The sequence below is a fragment of the Pseudomonas sp. VS40 genome, from assembly GCF_018587885.1.
GTDB classification, from domain to species: Bacteria; Pseudomonadota; Gammaproteobacteria; order Pseudomonadales; family Pseudomonadaceae; genus Aquipseudomonas; species Aquipseudomonas pergaminensis.
This window is the reverse complement of record NZ_JAGYWD010000002.1, coordinates 129865-152717: the sequence shown is the minus strand read 5'-3', so window position 1 is coordinate 152717 and position 22853 is coordinate 129865. Positions and strand designations below refer to the sequence as shown.

At 60.4% G+C, this 22853-nt stretch carries 19 protein-coding genes; 18 read left to right on the top strand and 1 reads right to left on the bottom strand.

What is annotated here, in order from left to right; all coding sequences use genetic code 11:
* Positions 1–66: 66 nt before the first annotated feature.
* Positions 67–1323: an NADP-dependent isocitrate dehydrogenase gene (icd, locus tag KHP07_RS05725; RefSeq protein WP_028616796.1), complete on the bottom strand. Its 1257-nt coding sequence runs from the start codon at positions 1321–1323 to the stop codon at positions 67–69.
* 493 nt (positions 1324–1816) lie between these two features.
* Between icd and KHP07_RS05720 the strand changes: the two genes are divergently transcribed.
* From KHP07_RS05720 to nuoJ, 18 genes are all read left to right on the top strand, one after another.
* Positions 1817–4042 (top strand): NADP-dependent isocitrate dehydrogenase, encoded by a 2226-nt coding sequence (locus tag KHP07_RS05720; protein ID WP_078049031.1) that lies wholly within the window; start codon positions 1817–1819, stop codon positions 4040–4042.
* Positions 4043–4264: 222 nt separating this feature from the next.
* The gene (locus KHP07_RS05715; protein ID WP_214496756.1) at positions 4265–4711 is read left to right on the top strand and encodes an NUDIX hydrolase; all 447 of its coding nucleotides are present in this window, start codon (positions 4265–4267) and stop codon (positions 4709–4711) included.
* A gap of 59 nt (positions 4712–4770) precedes the next feature.
* Entirely contained in the window at positions 4771–5895 is a 1125-nt protein-coding gene (mnmA, locus tag KHP07_RS05710) for a tRNA 2-thiouridine(34) synthase MnmA (protein WP_099491827.1), read from the top strand.
* Positions 5892–6515 (top strand): high frequency lysogenization protein HflD, encoded by a 624-nt coding sequence (gene hflD, locus KHP07_RS05705; protein WP_028616800.1) that lies wholly within the window; start codon positions 5892–5894, stop codon positions 6513–6515. Before mnmA ends, hflD begins: the two co-directional genes overlap by 4 nt.
* Positions 6516–6640: 125 nt before the next feature.
* A complete protein-coding gene (purB, locus tag KHP07_RS05700; protein WP_099491828.1) occupies positions 6641–8011 on the top strand; it encodes an adenylosuccinate lyase in 1371 nt (456 codons plus the stop codon).
* An 84-nt stretch (positions 8012–8095) separates the two neighbouring features.
* The gene (locus KHP07_RS05695) at positions 8096–9262 is read left to right on the top strand and encodes a ribosomal protein uL16 3-hydroxylase (protein ID WP_099491829.1); all 1167 of its coding nucleotides are present in this window, start codon (positions 8096–8098) and stop codon (positions 9260–9262) included.
* Complete coding sequence (locus tag KHP07_RS05690; RefSeq protein ID WP_078049035.1) at positions 9255–9677, top strand: GNAT family N-acetyltransferase; 423 nt, start codon at positions 9255–9257, stop codon at positions 9675–9677. The genes KHP07_RS05695 and KHP07_RS05690 overlap by 8 nt, the downstream gene beginning before the upstream one ends.
* Positions 9678–9905: 228 nt before the next feature.
* Positions 9906–10643 carry a secretin N-terminal domain-containing protein gene (locus KHP07_RS05685; protein ID WP_214496755.1) on the top strand — a complete coding sequence of 246 codons (738 nt, stop codon included), beginning with the start codon at positions 9906–9908 and terminating at the stop codon, positions 10641–10643.
* Between the two features lie 492 nt (positions 10644–11135).
* Positions 11136–12461: an isocitrate lyase gene (gene aceA / locus KHP07_RS05680; RefSeq protein ID WP_025858968.1), complete on the top strand. Its 1326-nt coding sequence runs from the start codon at positions 11136–11138 to the stop codon at positions 12459–12461.
* 656 nt (positions 12462–13117) lie between these two features.
* Positions 13118–13531, top strand: coding sequence for an NADH-quinone oxidoreductase subunit A (locus KHP07_RS05675; RefSeq protein ID WP_003219575.1), 414 nt, complete (start codon positions 13118–13120; stop codon positions 13529–13531).
* Positions 13532–13541: 10 nt separating this feature from the next.
* The gene (locus KHP07_RS05670) at positions 13542–14216 is read left to right on the top strand and encodes a NuoB/complex I 20 kDa subunit family protein (protein WP_012724951.1); all 675 of its coding nucleotides are present in this window, start codon (positions 13542–13544) and stop codon (positions 14214–14216) included.
* Between the two features lie 72 nt (positions 14217–14288).
* Complete coding sequence (gene nuoC, locus KHP07_RS05665) at positions 14289–16073, top strand: NADH-quinone oxidoreductase subunit C/D (RefSeq protein WP_025858969.1); 1785 nt, start codon at positions 14289–14291, stop codon at positions 16071–16073.
* A gap of 2 nt (positions 16074–16075) precedes the next feature.
* Complete coding sequence (gene nuoE / locus KHP07_RS05660) at positions 16076–16573, top strand: NADH-quinone oxidoreductase subunit NuoE (RefSeq protein ID WP_003174721.1); 498 nt, start codon at positions 16076–16078, stop codon at positions 16571–16573.
* The gene (nuoF, locus tag KHP07_RS05655) at positions 16570–17925 is read left to right on the top strand and encodes an NADH-quinone oxidoreductase subunit NuoF (protein WP_025858970.1); all 1356 of its coding nucleotides are present in this window, start codon (positions 16570–16572) and stop codon (positions 17923–17925) included. The genes nuoE and nuoF overlap by 4 nt, the downstream gene beginning before the upstream one ends.
* A 135-nt stretch (positions 17926–18060) precedes the next feature.
* On the top strand, positions 18061–20775 hold the full coding sequence (gene nuoG, locus KHP07_RS05650; protein WP_214496754.1) for an NADH-quinone oxidoreductase subunit NuoG: 2715 nt from the start codon (positions 18061–18063) through the stop codon (positions 20773–20775).
* On the top strand, positions 20772–21779 hold the full coding sequence (gene nuoH, locus KHP07_RS05645) for an NADH-quinone oxidoreductase subunit NuoH (protein WP_017137518.1): 1008 nt from the start codon (positions 20772–20774) through the stop codon (positions 21777–21779). Before nuoG ends, nuoH begins: the two co-directional genes overlap by 4 nt.
* An 11-nt stretch (positions 21780–21790) precedes the next feature.
* Positions 21791–22339, top strand: coding sequence for an NADH-quinone oxidoreductase subunit NuoI (gene nuoI, locus KHP07_RS05640; RefSeq protein ID WP_003174725.1), 549 nt, complete (start codon positions 21791–21793; stop codon positions 22337–22339).
* Positions 22340–22348: 9 nt separating this feature from the next.
* On the top strand, positions 22349–22852 hold the full coding sequence (nuoJ, locus tag KHP07_RS05635) for an NADH-quinone oxidoreductase subunit J (protein ID WP_017476146.1): 504 nt from the start codon (positions 22349–22351) through the stop codon (positions 22850–22852).
* Position 22853: the final 1 nt, after the last annotated feature.

Sequence of the window (22853 nt, the reverse complement as noted above, 5' to 3'; positions counted from 1 at the left end):
AGCAGGCGCCCAATAAAAAACCGACCATTCCATTGACGGTATGGCCGGTTTTTTTACCCCCGTCGCTTACATGTGCGAGATCAGCGCATCACCGAAGCCAGACGAAGACACCAGGGTGGCACCGTCCATCAGACGCTCGAAGTCATAGGTCACAGTCTTGGCAGAAATCGCGCCATTGGTGCCCTTGATGATCAAATCCGCCGCCTCGGTCCAACCCATGTGACGCAACATCATCTCGGCTGACAGAATCAGCGAACCCGGGTTGACCTGATCCTTGCCCGCATATTTAGGCGCAGTACCGTGGGTCGCTTCGAACATCGCCACGGTGTCCGACAGGTTGGCACCCGGCGCAATACCGATGCCGCCCACTTCCGCCGCCAGGGCGTCAGACAGGTAGTCGCCGTTCAGGTTGAGGGTGGCGATCACATCATACTCAGCCGGACGCAGCAGGATCTGCTGGAGCATGGCGTCGGCAATGGCGTCCTTGACCACCACATTCTTGCCGGTCTTAGGGTTCTTGAACTGCATCCACGGGCCGCCGTCGAGCAGTGTGGCACCAAATTCTTCGGCCGCCACTTCGTAGGCCCATTCCTTGAAGGCACCTTCGGTGAACTTCATGATGTTGCCTTTGTGCACGATGGTCAGTGAGTCGCGGTCGTTATCCACTACATATTGCAGGGCTTTACGCGCCAGGCGCTTGGTCCCTTCCTTGGAGACCGGCTTCACGCCAATCCCGCAATCCTGGTCGAAACGAATCTTGGTGACGCCCATTTCCTCTTTAAGGAACTTGATTACCTTGATCGCTTCGGGCGAACCGGCCTTCCATTCGATCCCAGCATAAATGTCTTCTGAGTTTTCACGGAAAATGGTCATGTCCACGTCGCCAGGCTTCTTGACCGGGCTGGGCACGCCTTCGAACCAGCGCACCGGGCGCAGGCATACATAGAGGTCGAGTTGTTGACGCAGGGCCACGTTCAACGAACGGATGCCGCCACCGACCGGCGTGGTCAGCGGGCCCTTGATGGACACCACGTAATCCTTGACCGCGTCCAGGGTTTCCTGGGGCAGCCAGGTGTCCTGGTCGTAGACTTGAGTCGCTTTCTCGCCGGCATAAACCTCCATCCACGAGATTTTGCGCTTGCCGCCGTAGGCCTTTTCAACAGCTGCGTCGACCACCTTGATCATCACCGGGCTGATGTCGACGCCGATACCGTCACCTTCGATGTAAGGGATGATCGGTTGGTCAGGAACATTGAGAGAATGGTCTGCATTGACGGTGATTTTGTCGCCGACTGCCGGAACCTGAATCTTCTTGTATCCCATGCTGAACTCCATCTATGGATTGAACATCTGGCTGCGTTCGAGCCTACTCCAGATAAATGGCGACTGAAACCTCACGCCATGCTCATTTGCCTCGAAAACAGCATAATTTGTCGCCTACAAGCCTGAAAGCAAAGGCAAAATCGCCAATCTTGAGCACATCGTGCGACTTTGGTCGCAACCTGGGCCCTGCGACCTTTAGACCAATGGACGACACACCTTTTGTATGAAGGCTCGGCGCAAGCATAGCGACCTATGTATAATGCCGCCGCTGACCAAAGAGTCACGACGGCCGACCGCTCTATAACAGTGCCCTCCGCCAGAAAAGCCGGACTAAACAATAGTCCACCCGCTTGACGCTCGACTGATGCAACCCAACATCACCGCGAAGAAACCTCGACATTTCGCTCATGGATGACTTTGAACGAACGCGCTCCACCCGGCGCATCTCGAGTTTCTGCGCACGCTTTCAGCAAAGAAGAGAGTTAATCCGAATATGCCCACCCGCTCGAAGATCATCTACACCTTCACCGACGAAGCCCCAGCCCTCGCCACCTATTCATTGCTGCCTATCGTAGAGGCCTTCACCGCTTCCGCTGATATTGCCGTGGAAACCCGCGACATCTCCCTCGCCGCGCGCATCCTCGCAAGCTTCCCCGAGCAACTGGGCACCAAGGCTATCCCGGACCACCTCGCCGAACTGGGCGACCTGGCCGTTACGCCTGAAGCCAACATCATCAAACTGCCTAACATCAGTGCCTCGACCCCGCAGCTGCAAGCCGCGATCAAGGAACTGCAGGCCCAGGGCTATGCCCTGCCGGACTACCCGGAAACTGTAACCACCGACGCGGAAAAAGAAACCCGTGCACGTTACGACAAGGTCAAGGGCAGCGCCGTAAACCCGGTACTGCGCGAAGGCAACTCCGACCGCCGCGCACCGCTGTCGGTCAAGAACTACGCACGCAAGCACCCGCACAAGATGGGCGCCTGGGCTGCCGACTCCAAGTCGCACATCGCCCACATGAGCAACGGCGACTTCTACGGCAGCGAAAAAGCCGTGCAGATCGAAGCCGCTGATGCTGTCAAAATCGAGCTGATTGCGCAGGATGGCACCGCCACTGTCCTGAAGGAAAAGACCTCGGTACAGGCCGGCGAAATCATCGACACCGCCGTACTGAGCAAGAAAGCCCTGCGCGCGTTCATCGCCGCTGAAATCGAAGACGCCAAGCAACAAGGCGTGCTGCTGTCGGTTCACCTGAAAGCCACCATGATGAAGGTCTCCGACCCGATCATGTTCGGCCAGATCGTTGCCGAGTTCTACAAAGACGCCCTGACCAAGCACGCCACCGTGCTGGAACAGATCGGCTTCAACCTGAACAACGGCATCGGCGACCTGTACGCTCGCATCAAGGCCCTGCCGGCCGAGCAGCAAGCGCAGATCGAAGCGGACATCCAGGCGGTCTACGCCGCTCGCCCTTCCCTGGCGATGGTCAACTCCGACAAAGGCATCACCAACCTGCACGTGCCGAGCGACGTAATCGTCGACGCCTCGATGCCAGCCATGATCCGTGACTCCGGCAAGATGTGGGGCACCGACGGCCAGCTGCACGACACCAAGGCCGTGATCCCGGATCGCTGCTACGCCACCATCTACCAGGCAGTCATCGAAGACTGCAAGGCCAATGGCGCCTTCGACCCAACCACCATGGGCAGCGTGCCAAACGTCGGCCTGATGGCGAAGAAAGCCGAAGAGTACGGCTCCCACGACAAGACCTTCCAGATCAAGGCTGACGGCGTAGTCCGCGTCACCGACAGCAAGGGCAACCTGCTGATGGAACAGAAAGTCGAAGCCGGCGACATCTTCCGCATGTGCCAGACCAAAGACGCGCCGATCCAGGACTGGGTCAAACTGGCCGTCAACCGTGCCCGCGCCAGCAACACCCCGGCCATTTTCTGGCTGGACCCTAAACGTGCGCACGACGGCGTCGTGGTCGAGAAGGTTCAGGCTTACCTGAAAGACCACAACACCGAAGGCCTGGACATCCGCATCATGTCGCCGGTCGACGCGATGAAGTTCACCCTGGAGCGCACCCGCAAGGGCCTGGACACCATCTCGGTGACCGGTAACGTGCTGCGTGACTACCTGACCGACCTGTTCCCGATCATGGAACTGGGCACCAGCGCCAAGATGCTGTCGATCGTGCCGCTGATGAACGGCGGTGGCCTGTTCGAAACCGGCGCCGGCGGCTCGGCTCCAAAGCACGTGCAGCAATTGGTTGAAGAAAACTTCCTGCGCTGGGATTCCCTGGGCGAGTTCCTGGCCCTGGCCGCGTCCCTTGAGCATTTGGGTGTGACGTACAACAACCCGAAAGCCCTGGTACTGTCCAAGACCCTGGACCAGGCTACCGGCCAGTTCCTCGACAACAACAAGTCGCCATCGCGCAAAGTCGGCAACATCGACAACCGCGGCAGCCACTTCTACCTGGCGCTGTACTGGGCTCAAGCCCTGGCCGCCCAGACTGAAGACACTGCACTGCAAGCGCAATTTGGCGAATTGGCCAAGACCCTGACCGAGAACGAAGCGACCATCGTTGCCGAACTCAATGCCGTACAGGGCAAGCCAGTGGACATCGGCGGCTACTACGCGCCGAACCCAGAGCTGACCAGCAAGGCCATGCGCCCAAGCAACACCCTCAATGCGGCGATTGCCAAGTTGAAGTAAGGTTGTAAGGCTGCAAAAAAGCCCCGGCCCTGTGCCGGGGTTTCTGTTTTTACTCTTTAACTGAAAAAACTGAATCAAAATGTGGGAGCGGGCTTGCTCGCGAATGCGGTGGGTCAGCCTACACCTGCAGCGACTGACACTCTGCATTCGCGAGCAAGCCCGCTCCCACATTGACTGCAATCCTGCCCAAAGACCGCGTCGCATTCTTCATTGAGGCTTTCCATGACCTGGCAACCCCACATCACTGTCGCCACCATCGTCGAAGACAACGGCCGCTTCCTGATGGTCGAAGAGCTCAAAGGCGGTCGCGCCGTGCTCAATCAGCCTGCCGGCCACCTCGACCCGGATGAAACCCTCATCCAAGCCGCGGTTCGCGAAACCCTCGAAGAAACCGGCTGGGACGTCGAAGCCAGCGGCATCGTCGGCATCTACCTGTACACCGCCCCCAGCAATGGTGTGACCTACCAGCGTGTGTGCTTCATCGCCAAAGCCCTGAAACACCACCCTGACTATCAACTCGACGAAGGGATCCTGCGTGCCCGCTGGCTGACCCGCGACGAACTGATGGAGCTGCGCGACGACTGGCGCAGCGAGCTGATCATCCGCTGTATCGATGATTATCTGGCCGGCCACTGCCACAGTCTCGAATTGATCCGACCTTCTCTTTAGCCTTGAAGGCCTGAGCCTGATAGAATCGCGTCCTTTTTCAAGACACCCGTTGAAACCCTATGCGTGATCCAGCCCCTTCTGACACACAAAAGAAGCGCGTCATCGTCGGCATGTCCGGCGGCGTGGATTCTTCCGTTTCCGCCGTTCTGCTCATGGAGCAGGGTTATGAGGTGGAAGGCCTGTTCATGAAGAACTGGGAAGAAGACGATGGAACGGAATATTGCACCGCGATGGACGACCTGGCAGACGCCCAGGCCGTGTGCGACAAGATTGGCATCAAGCTGCACACCGCCAACTTCGCCGCCGAGTACTGGGACAACGTGTTCGAGCACTTCCTGGCCGAATACAAGGCCGGCCGCACGCCCAACCCGGACATCCTGTGCAACCGCGAGATCAAGTTCAAGGCGTTCCTCGACTACGCCATGATGCTCGGCGCCGACCTGATCGCCACTGGCCACTACGTGCGCCGCCGCGATATCGATGGCCGCACCGAGCTGCTCAAGGGCCTGGACCCGAACAAGGACCAGAGCTACTTCCTGCACGCCGTCGGCGGTGAACAGATCGCCAAGACCCTGTTCCCGGTGGGTGAGCTGGAAAAACCCGAAGTGCGCAGGATCGCCGAGCAACACGGCCTGGCCACCGCCAAGAAGAAGGATTCCACCGGGATCTGCTTTATCGGCGAGCGCCGCTTCAGCGACTTCCTCAAACAATACCTGCCGGCACAACCGGGCGAGATAAAGACCACTGAAGGTGAAGTCATCGGCCGCCACCATGGCCTGATGTACCACACCATCGGCCAGCGCCAGGGCCTGGGCATCGGCGGCTTGAAAGACGCCGGCGAAGAGCCGTGGTACGTGCTGGTCAAGGACCTGGAGCACAACGTGCTGATCGTCGGCCAGGGCAACGAACATCCGCTGCTGTTCTCCGGCGCCCTGCTCGCCTCCGAGATCTATTGGGTCAACCCGATCGACCTGAGCACGCCGCGTCGTCTGACCGCCAAAGTGCGCTATCGCCAGGGCGACCAGCCCTGCACCCTGGAAAAAACCGCCACTGGCTACCGCGCCACCTTCGATGACCCGCAACGCGCGGTCACCCCTGGCCAGTCCGTGGTGTTCTATGACGGTGAAATCTGCCTGGGCGGCGGCGTCATTGAAGTGGCCGAAGCCTGGAGCAACCCGGCATGAGCCCGACCCAGGAGCAATTGACGGCACTCGGCGGGGTATTCCTCGCCGCGGTACTGGTGGACAAGATCGCCAAGACCGGCCAGGTCACCGAGGCGGGCCTGACCTGCATGCTCGGCAGCCTGCTGATCCGCGACCCCAAGGACACCCTGGAGGTCTACGGGGGCGACGACCTCGCGCTGCGTGAAGGCTACCGCGCGCTGATCGGCGCACTGGAACGCGACCCCAGCACCCTGCAGCGCGAGCCGCTGCGCTACGCCCTGTCGATGCTCGGCCTGGAGCGTCAACTGGCCAAGCGTGACGACATGCTGGAGGTCATCGGCAAGCGTCTGCCGCAGATCCAGTCCCAAGTGGAACACTTCGGCCCGGCCCACGAAAACGTGATCGCAGCCTGTGGCGCGCTGTACCAGGACACCTTGAGCACCTTGCGCCAGCGGATCCAGGTCCACGGCGACATGCGCAACCTGCAGCAACCGAACAACGCCTCGAAAATCCGCGCCCTGCTCCTGGCCGGTATTCGTTCGGCACGGTTGTGGCGCCAGTTGGGCGGTCATCGTTGGCAATTGGTGATCAGCCGTCGCAAATTGCTCAAAGAACTTTACCCGTTGATGCGCAACGAATAAGTCGCACCAGCAGGCCTTTTTCAAGCCGTTACGCGTAATACGCCGGTCAGTTGGCAACGGACCGGCGGATTTTTTCATGTATGATACGCGCCCCATTTCGTTGCCCGACTGTCCGAGAACACCCCATGCAGCTCTCTTCGCTCACTGCGGTTTCCCCTGTAGACGGCCGCTACGCCGGCAAAACCCAGGCCCTGCGCCCTATTTTCAGCGAATACGGCCTGATCCGTGCTCGTGTACTGGTTGAAGTGCGTTGGCTCCAGCGCCTGGCCGCTCACCCCGCCATCAGCGAAGTGCCGGTTTTTTCCGCCGAAGCCAACGCTGTGCTCAACACCCTGGCGGAAAACTTCTCCCTGGAGCACGCCGAGCGTGTGAAAGAGATCGAGCGCACCACCAACCACGACGTCAAAGCCATCGAATACCTGCTCAAAGAGCAAGCGGCCAAGCTGCCGGAACTGGCCCAGGTCAGCGAATTCATCCACTTTGCCTGCACCAGCGAGGACATCAACAACCTGTCCCACGCCCTGATGCTGCGCGAAGGCCGTGATGATGTGATGCTGCCGCTGATGCGCCAGACCGCCAACGCCATCCGCGAACTGGCTATCCGTTTTGCCGACGTGCCGATGCTGTCGCGCACCCACGGCCAACCGGCTTCGCCGACGACCCTGGGCAAAGAACTGGCCAACGTGGTGTACCGCCTGGAGCGCCAGATCGCTCAAGTCGCCGCCGTACCGCTGCTGGGCAAGATCAACGGCGCCGTGGGCAACTACAACGCCCACCTGTCGGCCTACCCTGAGATCGACTGGGAAGCCAACGCCCGCGCCTTCATCGAAGACGAGCTGGGCCTGGGCTTCAACCCGTACACCACGCAGATCGAACCGCACGACTACATCGCCGAGCTGTTCGACGCCATTGCGCGCTTCAACACCATCCTGATCGACTTCGATCGCGATATCTGGGGCTACATCTCCCTGGGCTACTTCAAGCAGCGCACCATTGCCGGTGAAATCGGTTCGTCGACCATGCCGCACAAGGTCAACCCGATCGACTTCGAAAACTCCGAAGGCAACCTCGGCATCGCCAACGCCCTGTTCCAGCACCTGGCCAGCAAGTTGCCGATCTCCCGCTGGCAGCGCGACCTGACCGACTCCACCGTACTGCGCAACCTCGGCGTGGGCTTTGCCCATAGCGTGATCGCGTACGAAGCCAGCCTCAAAGGCATCAGCAAGCTTGAGCTCAACGAGCAGAAGATCGCCGCTGACCTGGACGCGTGCTGGGAAGTCTTGGCCGAGCCGATCCAGACCGTGATGCGTCGCTACAACATCGAAAACCCGTACGAGAAGCTGAAAGAATTGACGCGCGGCAAGGGCATCAGCCCTGAAGCACTGCAGACTTTCATCGACGGCCTGGACATGCCAGCCGCGGCCAAGGCCGAGCTGAAACTGCTCACCCCGGCCAACTACATCGGCAACGCTGTAGAGCAAGCCAAGCGCATCTGATCATCGCTCGACCCTTTGAGACGCCCGGCCGCGCCGGGCGTTTTTATTCCAGTCTGAAAAGTGCTTTTTTTCAATAGGTTACACATGAATCCTGATATCCCTCTTCAACTTCTGGGCGGCATCACGGCACGGGAATTCCTGCGCGACTACTGGCAGAAAAAGCCGCTGCTGATCCGCCAGGCCATCCCTGATTTCGAAAGCCCGATCGACGCCGACGAACTGGCCGGCCTGGCGCTGGAAGAAGAAGTCGAGTCGCGCCTGGTGATCGAACACGGCGAGCGTCCGTGGGAACTGCGTCGCGGCCCGTTCGCCGAAGATGCGTTCAGCACCCTGCCCGAGCGCGAGTGGACCCTGCTGGTGCAAGCGGTCGACCAGTTCGTGCCAGAAGTCGCCGAGCTGCTGGAGCAGTTCCGCTTCCTGCCAAGCTGGCGCATCGACGACGTAATGATCAGCTTTGCCGCGCCGGGTGGTAGCGTCGGCCCGCACTTCGATAACTACGACGTGTTCCTGCTGCAGGCCCAGGGCAAGCGCAACTGGAAGATCGGCCAGATGTGCAGCTCGGAAAGCCCGCTACTGCAACACGCCGACCTGCGCATCCTCGCCGAATTCGAAGAAAGCGCCGAATGGGTGCTGGAACCGGGCGACATGCTCTACCTGCCACCGCGGCTGGCGCACTTCGGTATTGCCGAAGATGACTGCATGACCTACTCCGTGGGTTTCCGTGCACCGAGCGCCGCCGAAGTGCTGACCCACTTCACCGACTTCCTCAGCCAGTACCTGACGGACGAAGAGCGCTACACCGACGCCGACGCCCAGCCGGTCAGCGACCCGCACCAGATCCAGGGCGATGCGCTGGACCGCCTCAAGAGCCTGTTGGCCGAACACATGAGCGACGAGCGCATGCTGCTGACCTGGTTCGGCCAGTTCATGACCGAGCCGCGCTACCCGGAACTGGTGGCCGGCGAAGAGCTGGGCGAAGAAGACTTCCTCAGCAGCCTGCAAGACGGCGCGATCCTGGTGCGCAACCCAAGCGCGCGCCTGGCCTGGTCCGAAGTCGACGACGACGTACTGCTGTTCGCCAGCGGCCAGAGCCGTTACCTGCCCGGCAAGCTGCGTGAACTGCTGAAGCTGGTGTGCTCGGCCGATGCGCTGCACAGCGAAAACCTCGGCGACTGGCTGGCTGACGAAGACGGCCGCGACCTGCTGTGCGAACTGGTCAAGCAAGGAAGCCTGGGATTTGCCGATGAATAGGATTCACGTAAGTGTCGCGGACTGGCAAAAGGATATCGCCGAGATTCGGCGCATTCGTGAAGCCGTCTTTATCGCTGAACAATCGGTTCCACCGGAGTTGGAATGGGACGCGGATGACGCCGGCGCGGTGCATTTCCTTGCATTCGAAGGCGATTTTCCGATTGGCACTGCGCGCCTGCTGCCCAGCGGCGAGATCGGACGCGTGTCGGTCCTCAAGGACTGGCGCGGGCTGAAGGTCGGCGACAAGCTGATGGAAGCGGTGATCGGCGTGGCCGAGAAACGTGGCCAGACCCGGCAGTTCCTGAGTGCGCAGGTTTATGCTGCACCGTTCTATGAGCGACTGGGCTTCAAGATCGTCAGTGATGAGTTCCTTGAAGTCGGGATTCCGCATGTGGATATGGTGCGCGGGGACTGATCCGACACCGCGTCGCCTGCATCGCAGGCAAGCCAGCTCCCACATTTGACCGAGTACACTCCTTGGAATGCGGTCAAATGTGGGAGCTGGCTTGCCTGCGAAAGCGATATCAGCAGCACCATAAATGCCCTGCACTGCCAGGGCATTTTGCCGTCTACGATTCAATTTGCGACCTGCCAGGCCGACAAACTGGCACTATCCAGCCTTTGACTCGCAGAGATAACGGACATGTCCCTACGCACCCTGCTCACCGCCCTCCTCCTGACCGCCAGCGTCTCGGCCATGGCCGACACCGAAGTCGTCAACCTGAGCAACCGCACCAGCGCCGACCTGCTCCCCGTGGCGCAGAATTTCATCGGCAAGGACGGTACCGTCAGCGCCTACGGTAACCAACTGATCGTGAATGCCGACCCTGGCAAGATCCAGGACCTGCGCGCCCTGCTCTCCCAGTTGGACACTCCCGCCAAACGCCTGCTGATCACCGTCGACACCAACGAAAACAACCAGCAGAACAGCGGCGACAGCCAGACCCGCATCATCAGCTATGGCACCACTAGCCGAGACGGCGGTATCCAGCAGATCCAGGCCAGCGAAGGTGTGCCCGCGCTGATCCAGGTCGGCCAGAGCGTACCGCTGACCACTACCCAACAGGACAGCTACGGCCGCCTGCAAAACCAGACCCAGTATCGCAACGTAACCCAAGGCTTCTACGTGACGGCGAGCGTCACCGGTGAGACCGTACACCTGGCGATCAGTACCAACCGTGACCGCATGAGCCAGGAACGTCCTGATGTAGTGAATGTACAAAGCACCGACACAACTGTCAGCGGACGCTTGGGCGAATGGATCACCCTGGCCGGCATCAATCGCGAGACCCAGGCCGACAAATCCGCTACAACCCGCAGCTACTCTACTCAGGGCCGCGATGACCTGACTGTGCGGGTCAAGGTCGACACCCTGAACTGAAGCACCAAAAACTGACTGATGAGTCGTATTAGACTAAAGATGTAGTGCTCGAAAAAAAGCACTACAAAACATTTGACGATCCAAAAAAGCATGGGCATGATGGCCTCGCTCCCGCTAATCAGGGGCCCTGGCAAGGGCCTTCGGATCGCCGCTCCAAGCTACCCACCCGAGCCGATTCGTGTCTGTACCGCCCACAAGGCGTGTTTGACGAGGTTGCGACTGGAACGAAGTTGTCCCGAGGGACGGAAGCTAACCAGGTAACCCGGCTACACGCTGTTGAACACCCGAGGGCCCACGACGCCCGGAGACTGTTCTCGGTCCGCCTGTACCTACTCCACCCTCTCGCCACTCGTTCATCCCGTCGCATTCCCCGCCAGACCCGACATGACCGCCTAAGCTTCTGGTCAGCGAGCAGCCCTGCCCACGCATTTGAATGCAGGGCTGGCAAATGGATTTTTTCCACCACAAGAACACGCGACGAGGTTTACTTCCATGGCACTGACACGCGAACAGCAAATTGCAGCCCTCGAGAAAGACTGGGCTGAAAACCCACGTTGGAAAGGCGTGACCCGCGCTTATTCCGCTGCTGACGTCGTCCGCCTGCGTGGCTCGGTCCAACCTGAGCACACCTTTGCAAAACTCGGCGCCGAGAAGCTGTGGAACCTGGTGACCCAAGGTGCCAAGCCTTCCTTCCGTCCCGACAAAGATTTCGTCAACTGCATGGGCGCCCTCACTGGCGGCCAGGCAGTCCAGCAGGTGAAAGCCGGTATCCAGGCGATCTACCTGTCCGGCTGGCAAGTGGCGGCGGACAACAACTCCGCTGAATCCATGTACCCCGACCAATCGCTGTACCCGGTGGATTCGGTTCCGACCGTGGTCAAGCGCATCAACAACTCGTTCCGCCGTGCCGACCAGATCCAGTGGAAAGCCGGTAAAGGCCCGGGTGATGAAGGCTACATCGACTACTTCGCGCCTATCGTGGCCGACGCAGAAGCCGGTTTCGGCGGTGTCCTCAACGCCTACGAACTGATGAAGAGCATGATCGAAGCAGGCGCTGCCGGCGTGCACTTCGAAGACCAACTGGCGTCCGTGAAGAAATGCGGCCACATGGGCGGCAAGGTACTGGTTCCGACCCAGGAAGCCGTACAGAAGCTGACCGCCGCCCGCCTGGCTGCTGACGTTGCCGGCACGCCGACCATCATCCTGGCCCGTACCGACGCCAACGCCGCCGACCTGCTGACCTCGGACTGCGATCCGTACGACCAGCCGTTCGTAACCGGCGAACGTACCCAGGAAGGCTTCTATAAAGTGCGCGCCGGTCTCGACCAGGCCATCGCTCGTGGCCTGGCCTACGCGCCATACGCCGACCTGATCTGGTGCGAAACCGCCAAGCCAGACCTGGACGAAGCCCGTCGCTTCGCCGAAGCGATCAAGAAGGAATACCCGGACCAACTGCTGTCCTACAACTGCTCGCCTTCCTTTAACTGGAAGAAGAACCTGGATGACGCGACCATCGCCAAGTTCCAGCGCGAACTGTCCGCCATGGGCTACAAGCACCAGTTCATCACCCTGGCCGGCATTCACAACATGTGGCACAGCATGTTCAACCTGGCGCACGACTACGCCCGCAACGACATGACCGCCTACGTGAAGCTGCAAGAGCAAGAGTTCGCTGACGCCGCCAAGGGCTACACCTTCGTGGCTCACCAGCAGGAAGTGGGCACCGGCTACTTCGACGACATGACCACCGTGATCCAGGGCGGCACCTCGTCCGTGACCGCGCTGACCGGTTCGACCGAAGAAGAGCAGTTCCACTAAACACCGCGTACACGGCCACTGCGGCCCCAAGGAAGACCTAACCGCAGTGCCGCACAACAATCACGCCCCGACTGGTTCGGGGCGTTTTTTTTGCGCTGGTAAACATTCGACTGACACAACACCGATCAAAATGTGGGAGCTGGCTTGCCTGCGATAGCGTTGGGTCAGACACCACATTCATATCTGATGCACCGCCATCGCGGGCAAGCCCGGCTCCCACAGGGAACGCGCCGAGTTGAAGGTTTTGCGCAAAACATTGATCCAGAGCGGTATTTGCCTGATTCAAATGGGTTAAAAGATCTGTTGCAGCAACTAGCGGCATTCAAGCAAGTAACGGCAACTTCCCCCGCCACACGAGAACCATTCGCTTAAACCCCACGCAAACAATAGTCATTATCATTTGGCGCATAAAAACTTCGTTACCTATGAAACAAAACTTAATTGTTCAAAAGCGCGCTAATGCCCACACCGCAAGGGCTGCAGCCCCAAGAAGGTGCACTATGTCCTTATTCCATCGAATAATTTCGCTATCGGAATTTTACTTGCCCGGTGTTTAGCCATAAAATCACCGCGATTGATTGCAGTGCGACATATCGTCACTGCATCGTTACTTTTTCGAGCTCAGAGACCTTTGCTCTCTGTTAAGGATTTCCAGCATGACCGAAGCGACAGGACTCATGGCCCACAACTGGGGCTTTGCCATTTTCCTCCTCGGTGTTGTCGGCCTTTGCGCCTTCATGCTCGGTGTTTCCAGCCTCCTCGGGTCAAAAGCCTGGGGCCGCAGCAAAAATGAACCGTTCGAGTCCGGCATGCTGCCTACAGGTGGCGCCCGCTTGCGGCTCTCAGCCAAATTCTATCTGGTCGCGATGCTGTTTGTGATCTTCGATATCGAAGCCCTCTTTCTCTTTGCCTGGTCTGTGTCCGTCCGCGAAAGCGGCTGGACCGGATTCGTCGAAGCCCTCGTTTTCATAGCAATTCTGTTGGCAGGCCTTGTCTACCTATTCCGAGTGGGCGCCCTTGACTGGGCTCCGGAAGCTCGTCGTAAGCGGCAAGCGAAGCTGAAACAATGAGGCTTTGGCGATGCAATACAATCTCACCAGGATCGACCCGGATGCTCCTAACGATCAGTACCCTATCGGCGAACGGGAAACCGTTTCCGATCCGTTAGAAGATCAAGTCCACAAAAACATCTACATGGGCAAGCTGGAAGACGTGCTGAGTGGCGCGGTCAACTGGGGACGTAAGAACTCCCTGTGGCCGTACAACTTCGGTCTTTCGTGCTGCTACGTGGAAATGACCACCGCCTTCACGGCGCCCCACGACATCGCGCGCTTTGGCGCCGAGGTTATCCGGGCATCGCCGCGCCAGGCGGATTTCATGGTTATCGCCGGAACCTGCTTTATCAAGATGGCGCCGATCATTCAGCGTCTCTACGAGCAAATGCTCGAGCCAAAGTGGGTTATCTCCATGGGTTCGTGCGCCAACTCCGGTGGCATGTACGACATCTACTCCGTCGTTCAAGGGGTGGACAAGTTCCTGCCCGTGGACGTCTACGTGCCTGGCTGCCCGCCCCGCCCTGAAGCATTCCTGCAAGGCTTGATGCTGTTGCAAGAATCGATTGGCAAGGAGCGTCGCCCGCTTTCCTGGGTCGTCGGTGATCAAGGCGTGTACCGCGCCGAGATGCCTTCGCAAAAGGAACAGCGCCGCGAACAGCGAATCGCAGTCACCAACCTGCGCAGCCCCGACGAAGTCTGATCCAGCACCGCTTCTTTTATAGAACGAAAACCTGGCTTCATTCTTTACGTTGACCGAAAGCGATAAAAAACCATGACTACAGGCAGTGCTCTGTACATCCCGCCTTATAAGGCAGACGACCAGGATGTGGTCGTCGAACTCAATAACCGTTTTGGCCCTGACGCCTTCACCGCCCAGGCCACACGCACCGGTATGCCGGTGCTGTGGGTGGCGCGTGCCAAGCTTGTCGAAGTCCTGACCTTCCTGCGCAACCTGCCCAAGCCGTACGTCATGCTCTATGACCTGCATGGCGTGGACGAGCGTCTGCGCACCAAGCGCCAGGGGCTGCCGAGCGGCGCCGATTTCACCGTGTTCTACCACCTGCTGTCGATCGAACGTAACAGCGACGTGATGATCAAGGTCGCCCTGTCCGAGAGCGACCTGAGCGTGCCGACCGTGACCGGTATCTGGCCGAACGCCAGTTGGTACGAACGCGAAGTCTGGGACATGTTCGGGATCGACTTCCCGGGCCACCCGCACCTGACGCGCATCATGATGCCGCCGACCTGGGAAGGTCACCCGCTGCGCAAGGACTTCCCTGCGCGCGCCACCGAATTCGATCCGTTCAGCCTCAACCTCGCCAAGCAGCAGCTTGAAGAAGAGGCTGCACGCTTCCGTCCGGAAGACTGGGGCATGAAGCGCTCCGGCACCAACGAGGACTACATGTTCCTCAACCTGGGCCCGAACCACCCTTCGGCTCACGGTGCCTTCCGTATCATCCTGCAACTGGACGGCGAAGAAATCGTCGACTGTGTCCCGGACATCGGCTACCACCACCGTGGTGCCGAGAAAATGGCCGAGCGCCAGTCGTGGCACAGCTTCATCCCGTACACCGACCGTATCGACTACCTCGGCGGCGTGATGAACAACCTGCCGTACGTGCTCTCGGTCGAGAAGCTGGCCGGCATCAAGGTGCCCGACCGCGTCGACACCATCCGCATCATGATGGCCGAGTTCTTCCGGATCACCAGCCACCTGCTGTTCCTGGGTACCTATATCCAGGACGTCGGCGCCATGACCCCGGTGTTCTTCACCTTCACCGACCGTCAGCGCGCCTACAAAGTCATCGAAGCCATCACCGGCTTCCGCCTGCACCCGGCCTGGTACCGCATCGGCGGTGTTGCCCACGACCTGCCCAATGGCTGGGAACGTCTGGTCAAGGAATTCATCGACTGGATGCCCAAGCGTCTGGACGAGTACCAAAAGGCTGCGCTGGATAACAGCATCCTCAAGGGTCGTACCATTGGCGTCGCCCAGTACAACACCAAAGAAGCCCTGGAATGGGGCGTCACCGGTGCTGGCCTGCGTTCCACCGGTTGCGACTTCGACTTGCGTAAAGCGCGTCCGTACTCGGGCTACGAAAACTTCGAATTCGAAGTCCCGCTGGCCGCCAATGGCGATGCCTACGACCGTTGCATCGTGCGCGTCGAAGAAATGCGCCAGAGCCTGAAGATCATCGAGCAGTGCATGCGCAACATGCCGGCCGGCCCGTACAAGGCGGATCACCCGCTGACCACGCCGCCGCCCAAAGAGCGCACGCTGCAGCACATCGAAACCCTGATCACGCACTTCCTGCAGGTTTCGTGGGGCCCGGTCATGCCGGCCAACGAGTCCTTCCAGATGATCGAAGCGACCAAGGGTATCAACAGTTATTACCTGACGAGCGATGGCGGCACCATGAGCTACCGCACCCGGATTCGTACCCCAAGCTTTGCCCACTTGCAGCAGATCCCTTCGGTGATCAAAGGCGAGATGGTCGCGGACTTGATTGCGTACCTGGGTAGTATCGATTTCGTTATGGCCGACGTGGACCGCTAAGCATGAACAGCACGCTTATCCAGACAGACCGTTTCACCCTCAGTGAAACCGAGCGCTCGGCCATCGAGCACGAGCTGCATCACTACGAAGACCCGCGCGCGGCGTCGATCGAAGCCCTGAAGATCGTCCAGAAGGAACGTGGCTGGGTGCCGGACGGCGCGCTCTACGCCATCGGCGAGATCCTCGGCATCCCTGCCAGCGACGTTGAAGGCGTGGCCACGTTCTACAGCCAGATCTTCCGTCAGCCAGTGGGTCGCCACATCATTCGCGTGTGCGACAGCATGGTCTGCTACATCGGCGGCCACGAATCCGTGGTCAGCGAAATCCAGAACAAGCTGGGCATCGGCCTCGGCCAGACCACCCCGGACGGCCGCTTCACGCTGCTGCCGGTGTGCTGCCTGGGCAACTGCGACAAGGCGCCGGCGTTGATGATCGATGACGACACATTCGGTGACGTGCAGCCTGCTGGCGTGACCCAATTGCTCGAGGGCTACCCATGACCCTGACTTCTTTCGGCCCGGCCAACCTGATCAAGCGTTCGCCCGAGACCCATCCCCTGACCTGGCGCCTGCGTGACGATGCCGAGCCTGTATGGTTCGACGAGTACCAGGCCAAGAACGGTTACGCCGCTGCGCGCAAAGCCTTTGCCGACATGGCCCAGGACGACATCGTCCAGACCGTGAAAGACGCCGGCCTCAAAGGCCGCGGCGGTGCAGGCTTCCCCACGGGCGTGAAGTGGGGCCTGATGCCCAAGGACGAATCCATCAACATCCGCTACCTGCTGTGCAACGCGGATGAAATGGAGCCGAACACCTGGAAAGACCGCATGCTGATGGAGCAACTGCCCCATCTGCTGATCGAAGGCATGCTGATCAGCGCCCGCGCGCTGAAAACCTACCGTGGCTACATCTTCCTGCGTGGCGAATACACCACCGCCGCCAAGCACCTCAACCGTGCCGTGGAAGAAGCCAAGGCAGCGGGCCTGCTGGGCAAGAATATCCTCGGTTCGGGTTTTGACTTCGAACTGTTCGTGCACACCGGCGCCGGGCGTTATATCTGCGGTGAAGAAACCGCACTGATCAACTCCCTCGAAGGCCGCCGCGCCAACCCGCGCTCCAAGCCGCCCTTCCCTGCCGCCGTGGGCGTTTGGGGCAAGCCGACGTGCGTGAACAACGTCGAGACCCTGTGCAACGTGCCGGCAATCATTGCCGACGGCGTGGACTGGTACAAATCGCTGGCCCGCGAAGGCAGCGAAGACATGGGCACCAAGCTCATGGGCTTCTCCGGCAAGGTCAAGAACCCTGGCCTGTGGGAACTGCCGTTCGGCGTGACCGCACGCGAGCTGTTCGAGGACTACGCCGGCGGCATGCGCGACGGCTACACCTTGAAAGCCTGGCAGCCAGGCGGCGCCGGCACCGGTTTCCTGTTGCCCGAGCACCTCGACGCACAAATGTATGCCGGCGGCATCGGCAAGGTGGGCACCCGGATGGGTACCGGCCTGGCAATGGCGGTCGACAACACCGTGAACATGGTCTCGTTGCTGCGCAACATGGAGCAGTTCTTTGCCCGTGAATCGTGCGGTTTCTGCACCCCATGCCGCGACGGTTTGCCGTGGAGCGTCAAGCTGCTGATGGCCCTGGAAAACGGCGAAGGCCGCGAGGGTGACATCGAGACCCTGCTGGGTCTGGTCGGTTTCCTCGGCCCAGGCAAGACCTTCTGTGCTCACGCACCGGGCGCCGTGGAGCCATTGGGCAGCGCAATCAAATACTTCCGCTCGGAGTTCGAAGCCGGCATCGCGCCTACCAGCGCCGCCGTCCCGCCTCTGGCGAGGCCGATCGTAGTCGGCGCGTAACGCTTTAACAGGTGAAGGGTCCGTGCCCTTCACCTGCTCATGGGCTGACGCCGTACAGGCTGTGTTGACGCCCATGAATAACAAGATTCCATTAGCCACGCCCGCTGACAACGGGCCAACGAAGAACTTTGAACCATGGCCACTATCCACGTAGACGGCAAAGCGCTCGAAGTCGATGGGGCAGACAACCTGTTACAGGCATGTCTCTCACTAGGCCTCGACATCCCGTATTTCTGCTGGCACCCCGCGCTTGGTAGCGTCGGTGCCTGTCGCCAGTGTGCGGTCAAGCAATACACCGACGAGAACGACACCCGTGGTCGTATCGTCATGTCCTGCATGACCCCAGCCACCGACAACACCTGGATCTCCATCGACGATGATGAATCCAAGGCGTTCCGCGCCAGCGTTGTCGAATGGCTGATGACCAACCACCCTCACGACTGCCCGGTCTGTGAGGAAGGCGGTCACTGCCACCTGCAAGACATGACGGTGATGACCGGCCATAACGAGCGCCGTTATCGCTTCACCAAGCGTACCCACCAGAACCAGGACCTCGGCCCGTTCATTTCCCACGAAATGAACCGCTGCATCGCCTGCTACCGTTGCGTGCGCTTCTATAAAGACTACGCCGGCGGCACCGACCTCGGCGTATTCGGCGCCCACGACAACGTGTACTTCGGTCGCGTTGAAGACGGCGTGCTCGAAAGCGAGTTCTCCGGCAACCTCACCGAGGTCTGCCCGACCGGTGTATTCACCGACAAGACTCACTCCGAGCGCTACAACCGTAAGTGGGACATGCAATTCGCCCCGAGCATCTGCCATGGTTGCTCCAGCGGTTGCAACATCTCCCCGGGTGAGCGCTACGGTGAACTGCGTCGGATCGAAAACCGCTTCAACGGTTCGGTCAACCAGTACTTCCTGTGCGACCGTGGCCGTTTCGGCTATGGCTACGTCAACCGCGAAGACCGCCCTCGCCAGCCACTGTTGGCCGATGGCGCCAAGCTGAGCCTGGACGCCGCGCTGGATAAAGCCGCCGACCTGCTGCGCGGGCGCAACATCGTCGGTATCGGTTCGCCGCGTGCCAGCCTCGAAAGCAACTACGCGTTGCGCGAGCTGGTCGGCGCCGAGCACTTCTACTCCGGCATCGAAGCCGGTGAGCTGGAGCGCATCCGCCTGGTCCTGCAAGTGCTGAACGACAGCCCGCTGCCGGTTCCAAACATGCGCGACATCGAAGACCACGACGCCATCTTCGTGCTCGGTGAAGACCTGACCCAGACCGCCGCACGTATCGCCCTGTCGCTGCGCCAGTCGGTCAAAGGCAAGGCCGAAGACATGGCCGACGCCATGCGCGTCCAGCCTTGGCTCGACGCCGCCGTGAAAAACATCGGCCAGCACGCGCTGAACCCGCTGTTTATCGCCAGCCTGGCTGAAACCAAGCTCGACGACATCGCCGAAGAATGTGTGCACGCGGCACCGGATGACCTGGCGCGCATCGGTTTCGCCGTGGCCCACGCCCTCGATGCCAGCGCACCGGCCGTCGAAGGCCTGGACACTGAAGCCGCCGAACTGGCCCAGCGCATCGCTGACGCCCTGCTGGCCGCCAAGCGTCCGTTGATCATTGCCGGCACCTCCTTGGGTTCCAAGGCGCTGATCGAAGCCGCCGCCAACATCGCCAAGGCCCTGAAGCTGCGCGACAAGAACGGTTCCATCAGCCTGGTCGTGCCAGAGGCCAACAGCCTCGGCCTGGCCATGCTCGGTGGCGAGTCCCTGGACTCGGCCTTGCAGGCCGTGACCGACGGCAACGCCGACGCCATCGTGGTGCTGGAAAACGACCTGTACACCCGCACCGATGCCGCCAAGGTTGACGCTGCACTGAACGCCGCCAAGGTCCTGATCGTCGCCGATCACCAGAAGACCGCTACCAGCGATCGCGCCCACCTGGTGCTGCCAGCCGCCACCTTCGCCGAAGGCGACGGCACCTTGGTCAGCCAGGAAGGCCGCGCCCAGCGCTTCTTCCAGGTGTTCGATCCGAAGTACATGGATGCCAGCATCCTGGTTCACGAAGGCTGGCGCTGGCTGCATGCCCTGCGCGCTACCTTGCTGAACCAGCCGATCGACTGGACCCAGCTCGACCACGTGACCGCCGCTACCGCCGCGAGCGCGCCGCAACTGGCCCGTATCGTCGACGCTGCACCGTCTGCCGCGTTCCGCATCAAGGGTATGAAACTGGCCCGTGAGCCGCTGCGCTACTCCGGTCGTACCGCCATGCGCGCTGATATCAGCGTGCACGAACCGCGTACCCCGCAAGACAACGACACCGCGTTCGCCTTCTCCATGGAAGGTTACTCGGGCTCCGCCGAACCGCGCCAACAGGTGCCGTTCGCTTGGTCGCCGGGCTGGAACTCGCCGCAGGCCTGGAACAAGTTCCAGGACGAAGTCGGTGGTCACATCCGTGCTGGCGACCCGGGCACCCGCCTGATCGAAAGCACCGGTGACTCGCTGAACTGGTTCTCTGCCGTACCGCGTCCGTTCAACCCGGCCCAGGGCACCTGGCAGGTCGTGCCGTTCTTCCACCTGTTCGGCAGCGAAGAGAACTCTTCGAAAGCCGCACCGGTTCAAGAGCGCATCCCAGCCGCCTACGTGTCCGTGGCCAAGTCCGAAGCCGACCGCCTGGGCGTCAACGACGGTGCCCTGCTCAGCCTCAACGTGGCTGGTCAGACCCTGCGTCTGCCGCTGCGCATCAACGACGAGTTGGGCGCTGGCCTGGTTGCACTGCCTAAAGGCATCGCCGGCATTCCAGCGGCGATCTTTGGCAAAACCGTTGACGGTCTGCAGGAGGCAGCGCAATGACTTGGTTCACCCCTGAAGTGATCGACGTGATCATCTCGGTCGTCAAGGCCATCGTGATCCTGTTGGCCGTGGTCGTCGCGGGCGCCCTGCTCAGCTTCGTCGAACGTCGCCTGCTGGGCTGGTGGCAGGACCGTTACGGTCCGAACCGCGTTGGCCCGTTCGGTATGTTCCAGATCGCCGCCGACATGCTGAAAATGTTCTTCAAGGAAGACTGGACCCCGCCGTTTGCCGACAAGGTGATCTTCACCCTGGCACCGGTCGTGGCCATGAGCGCCTTGCTGATCGCCTTCGCGATCATCCCGATCACCCCGACCTGGGGCGTGGCGGACCTGAACATCGGCTTGCTGTTCTTCTTCGCCATGGCCGGCTTGTCGGTGTACGCGGTGCTGTTCGCCGGTTGGTCGAGCAACAACAAGTTCGCCCTGCTGGGCAGCTTGCGGGCCTCGGCCCAGACCGTGTCCTACGAAGTGTTCATGGGCCTCGCGCTGATGGGCATCGTGGTGCAGGTGGGCTCGTTCAACATGCGCGACATCGTCGAGTACCAGGCGCAGAACCTGTGGTTCATCATTCCGCAGTTCTTCGGCTTCTGTACTTTCTTCATCGCTGGCGTCGCCGTGACTCACCGTCACCCGTTCGACCAGCCGGAAGCGGAACAAGAACTGGCCGACGGTTACCACATCGAATACGCCGGCATGAAATGGGGCATGTTCTTCGTCGGTGAATACATCGGCATCATCTTGATCTCGGCCCTGCTGGTCACGCTGTTCTTCGGCGGCTGGCACGGTCCATTCGGCATCCTGCCGCAGTTGGCGTTCTTCTGGTTCTTCCTGAAGACCGCGTTCTTCATCATGTTGTTTATCCTGCTGCGCGCTTCCATTCCGCGTCCACGATACGACCAGGTGATGGATTTCAGCTGGCGCTTCTGCCTGCCGCTGACCCTGATCAATTTGCTGGTGACTGCTGCCGTTGTGTTGTTGAACACGCCAGCGGGCGCGGTTCAGTGAGGATTTGACCCATGTTCAAATATATTGGCGACATCGTTAAGGGTACCGGTACCCAATTGCGAAGCCTGGTGATGGTGTTCGGTCACGGCTTCCGCAAACGCGACACCCTGCAATACCCGGAAGAAGCGGTGTACCTGCCGCCGCGCTATCGCGGCCGCATCGTGCTGACCCGCGACCCCGATGGCGAAGAGCGTTGCGTAGCCTGCAACCTGTGCGCCGTGGCGTGCCCGGTGGGTTGCATCTCCCTGCAGAAAGCTGAAACCGAAGACGGTCGCTGGTACCCGGACTTCTTCCGCATCAACTTCTCGCGCTGCATTTTCTGCGGCCTCTGCGAGGAAGCTTGCCCGACCACCGCGATCCAGCTCACACCGGATTTCGAGATGGCCGAGTTCAAACGTCAGGACCTGGTGTACGAGAAAGAAGATCTGCTGATCTCTGGTCCCGGTAAAAACCCTGATTACAACTTCTATCGTGTTGCAGGTATGGCCGTTGCCGGTAAGCCGAAAGGCGCCGCACAAAACGAAGCCGAGCCGATCAACGTGAAGAGCTTGCTGCCTTAAGGAAGAAAGATGGAATTCGCTTTCTATTTCGCATCGGGTATCGCGGTTGTGTCCACGCTTCGCGTGATCACCAACACCAACCCCGTGCACGCCCTGCTCTACCTGATCATTTCGCTGATCGCCGTGGCCATGACCTTCTTCAGCCTCGGCGCACCGTTCGCCGGTGTGCTGGAAGTGATCGCCTACGCCGGCGCCATCATGGTGCTGTTCGTGTTTGTGGTGATGATGCTCAACCTGGGGCCGGCTTCGGTCGCCCAGGAACGCGTCTGGCTCAAGCCCGGCATCTGGCTCGGCCCGGTGATCCTGGCAGCGCTGCTGCTGGCTGAACTGCTGTATGTGCTGTTCGCTCACCAGAGCGGCCAGGCCATCGGCCACACCACCGTAGACGCAAAAGCCGTGGGCATCAGCCTGTTCGGCCCGTACCTGCTGGTGGTCGAACTGGCTTCGATGCTGCTGCTCGCCGCAGCCATCACTGCCTTCCACTTGGGCCGCAACGAAGCCAAGGAGCAATGAC

Coding starts and splice junctions, on each gene's coding strand:
- icd (WP_028616796.1), bottom strand. CDS start 1,323: ATGGGATACAAGAAGATTCAGGTTCCGGCAGTCGGCGACAAAATCACC.
- KHP07_RS05720 (WP_078049031.1), top strand. CDS start 1,817: ATGCCCACCCGCTCGAAGATCATCTACACCTTCACCGACGAAGCCCCA.
- KHP07_RS05715 (WP_214496756.1), top strand. CDS start 4,265: ATGACCTGGCAACCCCACATCACTGTCGCCACCATCGTCGAAGACAAC.
- mnmA (WP_099491827.1), top strand. CDS start 4,771: ATGCGTGATCCAGCCCCTTCTGACACACAAAAGAAGCGCGTCATCGTC.
- hflD (WP_028616800.1), top strand. CDS start 5,892: ATGAGCCCGACCCAGGAGCAATTGACGGCACTCGGCGGGGTATTCCTC.
- purB (WP_099491828.1), top strand. CDS start 6,641: ATGCAGCTCTCTTCGCTCACTGCGGTTTCCCCTGTAGACGGCCGCTAC.
- KHP07_RS05695 (WP_099491829.1), top strand. CDS start 8,096: ATGAATCCTGATATCCCTCTTCAACTTCTGGGCGGCATCACGGCACGG.
- KHP07_RS05690 (WP_078049035.1), top strand. CDS start 9,255: ATGAATAGGATTCACGTAAGTGTCGCGGACTGGCAAAAGGATATCGCC.
- KHP07_RS05685 (WP_214496755.1), top strand. CDS start 9,906: ATGTCCCTACGCACCCTGCTCACCGCCCTCCTCCTGACCGCCAGCGTC.
- aceA (WP_025858968.1), top strand. CDS start 11,136: ATGGCACTGACACGCGAACAGCAAATTGCAGCCCTCGAGAAAGACTGG.
- KHP07_RS05675 (WP_003219575.1), top strand. CDS start 13,118: ATGACCGAAGCGACAGGACTCATGGCCCACAACTGGGGCTTTGCCATT.
- KHP07_RS05670 (WP_012724951.1), top strand. CDS start 13,542: ATGCAATACAATCTCACCAGGATCGACCCGGATGCTCCTAACGATCAG.
- nuoC (WP_025858969.1), top strand. CDS start 14,289: ATGACTACAGGCAGTGCTCTGTACATCCCGCCTTATAAGGCAGACGAC.
- nuoE (WP_003174721.1), top strand. CDS start 16,076: ATGAACAGCACGCTTATCCAGACAGACCGTTTCACCCTCAGTGAAACC.
- nuoF (WP_025858970.1), top strand. CDS start 16,570: ATGACCCTGACTTCTTTCGGCCCGGCCAACCTGATCAAGCGTTCGCCC.
- nuoG (WP_214496754.1), top strand. CDS start 18,061: ATGGCCACTATCCACGTAGACGGCAAAGCGCTCGAAGTCGATGGGGCA.
- nuoH (WP_017137518.1), top strand. CDS start 20,772: ATGACTTGGTTCACCCCTGAAGTGATCGACGTGATCATCTCGGTCGTC.
- nuoI (WP_003174725.1), top strand. CDS start 21,791: ATGTTCAAATATATTGGCGACATCGTTAAGGGTACCGGTACCCAATTG.
- nuoJ (WP_017476146.1), top strand. CDS start 22,349: ATGGAATTCGCTTTCTATTTCGCATCGGGTATCGCGGTTGTGTCCACG.